Raw genomic sequence first — 3,144 nt, 5'->3', positions numbered from 1 at the left:
CAACCGAAATGCGCGGAACGTCAGTGGTTTTGACCGATGCGACCGCTGGATCAAGCATCCATGCGGGAACCAGGAAGGATGGGCACTCGCCTGAGCGCAGGGTCAAATGACGACTGCCGTTGTGGAACTGATCTGCAATCACGATCGCGGGCCGCCGGAACAGCGGGTGGAACGGATAGGCGACCTCCACCTCATGCCCTAGAATCCGGGCATCATGAGGTCCCGTCGGACGGCGGCGGAAGCACCTGGGCCACCATCGCGACCCTTTTGCAAACCGCCAAAATGAACAGCGTCGATCCACTCGCCTGGCTCACCCAGACCCTCGATCGCATCGCYAACCGCTGGCCGATCTCCCAAATCGATCAGCTCATGCCGTGGAACCACCAGGCCTGAACGGCCTCAGCTGCGCGCTTACCCAATAGCCCATCAGGCCGAAGATTGAGTCGAGCAGCGGGCGCCCGGCATCAAGGCCAGTCTGCGCGACCCGGCCGGGACGCAAGTGACCAGCGGTCGTGAAGCTGGTGCCGGATGCCTTCAGGCTAGCGAAGGTTTCAGCTCATGCGTAGAACTACTTGGCCTGAACGGCCTCAGCTGCGCGCTTACTCCTCTGGGGCCAGTACCGGCAGATCTTCGCCTACTCAGCAGTGGCAAGCGCCTCTGCCGGGCTGGTTGCGCTGGCTGTTACGAAACACCCCGCGCTAGATTGGCTGTTGCAGCACCCGATGCTGCAACGGATCGGAGAGATCTCTTATGGCGCCTATGTCTACCATGCCTTAGCAATCTCTATCACGCTGCAACTGCTATCATTGCAGATCGACATCCCTAGGGACGGCCTCCCGCTTGCCGGACGGCTGATCTTGTTCGCTATTTCCTACACGATGACAATCGCGATGGCGGAGATTTCTTACCGCTACTTCGAGAGCCGCTTCCTTTCGCCCCGGTCGAGGAAGGGGCCGGTTCCAGTCCAGGTTTCGTGACAACCGTCCGCACAGACAAGCTACACTCTCTTGCCGTCGCTGCCGAAAAAATGCAGTTTTTCGCGCCGCGCAAATATCGGCAGCTGATCGCCGATCCGCACTTCGGTGCGGCCGGGCACGCGCACCACGATCTTGCCACCGCCGGCCTGGCAATACAGGAAACTCTCGGCACCCACCGGCTCGACGCCTTCAACRTTGGCCATGAGTCTCAGACCGTCGTTTGACGTGGCTCCATCGGCGCCGACCTCGCAGTCCTCGGGCCTGAAGCCGATCGTCGTGGCATTGCCGGCAACAGTCGGAAGCGTGATGGCATCCTCAAGCTGGCCGTTTCGCAGGGGCAGCAGGTTCATCGGCGGCGCACCGATAAAACTTGCGACAAAGGTCGAGGCGGGTTTTTCGTAGATGTCGAGCGGCGCGCCTTGCTGTTCGACCAGCCCGGCATTCATCACCACCAGAACGTCGGCCAGCGTCATCGCCTCGAGCTGGTCGTGGGTGACATAGACCGAGGTGACGCCGAGCTTGCGCTGGAGATTCTTGATCTCGACACGCATCTGGCCGCGCAGCTTGGCRTCRAGGTTSGACAGCGGCTCGTCGAASARAAAGACCTTGGGGTYGCGCACGATGGCGCGGCCCATGGCGACGCGCTGGCGCTGGCCGCCGGAAAGCTCGCGCGGACGGCGCTCGAGCAGATGGGCGAGCTCCAGCGTCTCGGCCGTGGCGCGCACGCGCTTGTCGACCTCGTCCTTGGGCGTGCCGCGATTGCGCAGGCCATAGGCCATGTTGTCGTAGACCTTCATATGCGGGTAGAGCGCATAGTTCTGGAACACCATGGCAATGTCGCGCTCGGTCGGGCCGATGGCGTTGACCACCTTGCCGTCGATGGAACACGTCCCGGCCGAGATGGTTTCGAGGCCTGCGACCATCCTGAGCAAGGTGGACTTGCCGCAGCCGGAGGGGCCGACGAGCACGCACAGCGCCTTGTCGGGAATGGCGATGGAGACGCCTCTCACCGCTTCGACCCCGCCGGGATAGACCTTACGTACGTCCTTGAGATCGACGGTTGCCATTATTTCTCCGTATCGACGAGGCCGCGCACGAACCAGCGTTGCATAAGCACAACGACCAGGATCGGCGGCACGATGGCCAGCATGGAAGTGACCATCACCAGATGCCATTCAGTGTCGGCATCGGCAAACGAGATCATCTTCCTGAGCGCAATGACGATGGTGTTCATGTCGTTGCGGTTGGTGACGAGAAGCGGCCAGAGATATTGCGTCCAGCCGTAGATGAACAAGATGACGAACAGGGCCGCGATATTGGTGCGCGACAGGGGCAAAAGGATATCCCAGAAGAAGCGCAAGGGGCCCGCACCATCGACCCTAGCTGCCTCGACCAGTTCGCCTGGAATGGTGAGAAAGAACTGGCGGAACAGAAGCGTTGCCGTCGCCGAGGCGATCAGCGGCACGATCAGCCCGGTATAGGTGTCGATCAGGCCGAAATCGACCATCACCTTGTAGGTCGGCAGGATGCGCACCTCGACCGGCAGCATCAGCGTGATGAAGATCAGCCAGAAGAACGTCATCCTGAGCGGAAAGCGGAAAAAGACGATGGCGTAGGCCGACAGCAGGGAAATGATGATTTTGCCGATGGCRATGCCAAGCGCAACAACCGTCGTGTTGAACAAAAGCGTGGCGACACTGACCCCGCCGATGCGGCCGACACCGCCGAACAGCGCTTCGTAATAGTTCTCAAAAAAGCGGTCGCCGGGCCAAAGCGGCAGCGGCGGGCGCAGGATCGTCTGCAGCGAATGGGTCGAGGCGACGAAGGTGTAGTAGATCGGAAACGCCACGATCAGGATGCCGAGGATCAGGACGGCATGCGCGATAAAGGTGCGGATCGGGGATTTATCGATCATGGGTGCAGCTCCCTTCCTTCTCCCCGTTCACGGGGAGAAGGTGGCTGAGCGAAGCGAAGTCGGATGAGGGGCAGCACTCCACACTCTGCCGGGACCTTCTCCCCGTGAACGGGGAGAAGGAGGCTGATCTCTCACCCATAATGCACCTTCTTTTCGACATAGCGGAACTGGACGGCGGTGAGCGCGATGACGATGACCATCAGGATCACCGACTGTGCCGCCGAGTCGCCGAGGATCAGATTGACGAAGCCC

The 3,144-nt window shown here is 61.0% G+C and carries 3 protein-coding genes and 4 pseudogenes; 2 read left to right on the top strand and 5 right to left on the bottom strand.

What is annotated here, in order from left to right; genetic code table 11:
* A pseudogene (locus AC1DWF_RS31295) lies at nucleotides 1-190 on the bottom strand (DUF5372 family protein); the annotation flags it as partial.
* A 35-nt stretch (nucleotides 191-225) separates the two neighbouring features.
* Here AC1DWF_RS31295 and AC1DWF_RS31290 point away from each other — a divergent pair.
* Nucleotides 226-393: pseudogene (locus AC1DWF_RS31290) on the top strand (transposase domain-containing protein); the annotation flags it as partial.
* Nucleotides 394-415: 22 nt separating this feature from the next.
* Here AC1DWF_RS31290 and AC1DWF_RS31285 read toward each other — a convergent pair.
* Nucleotides 416-553, bottom strand: a pseudogene (locus AC1DWF_RS31285) (P-type conjugative transfer protein TrbL); the annotation flags it as partial.
* A gap of 169 nt (nucleotides 554-722) precedes the next feature.
* On the opposite strand from AC1DWF_RS31285, the gene AC1DWF_RS31280 reads away from it, so the two are divergent.
* On the top strand, nucleotides 723-977 hold the full coding sequence (locus tag AC1DWF_RS31280) for a hypothetical protein (protein WP_476785382.1): 255 nt from the start codon (nucleotides 723-725) through the stop codon (nucleotides 975-977).
* Nucleotides 978-997: 20 nt separating this feature from the next.
* On the opposite strand, the gene ugpC is transcribed toward AC1DWF_RS31280, so the two are convergent.
* From ugpC to AC1DWF_RS31265, 3 genes and pseudogenes are all read right to left on the bottom strand, one after another.
* Complete coding sequence (gene ugpC / locus AC1DWF_RS31275; RefSeq protein ID WP_476842494.1) at nucleotides 998-2,044, bottom strand: sn-glycerol-3-phosphate ABC transporter ATP-binding protein UgpC; 1,047 nt, start codon at nucleotides 2,042-2,044, stop codon at nucleotides 998-1,000.
* Nucleotides 2,044-2,892, bottom strand: a complete 849-nt coding sequence (gene ugpE / locus AC1DWF_RS31270; protein ID WP_476785384.1) for a sn-glycerol-3-phosphate ABC transporter permease UgpE — start codon at nucleotides 2,890-2,892, stop codon at nucleotides 2,044-2,046. The genes ugpC and ugpE overlap by 1 nt, the downstream gene beginning before the upstream one ends.
* 131 nt (nucleotides 2,893-3,023) lie before the next feature.
* A pseudogene (locus AC1DWF_RS31265) lies at nucleotides 3,024-3,144 on the bottom strand (glycerol-3-phosphate transporter permease); the annotation flags it as partial.

It is taken from the genome of Aminobacter sp. P4_D5 (assembly GCF_056401815.1).
Note: the sequence above shows the minus strand (reverse complement) of the source record. Positions and strands in the feature narration are given on the sequence as shown.

Excerpts from the sequence above, each read along its gene's own strand:
- AC1DWF_RS31280 (WP_476785382.1), top strand. The coding sequence starts at position 723 with ATGCTGCAACGGATCGGAGAGATCTCTTATGGCGCCTATGTCTACCAT.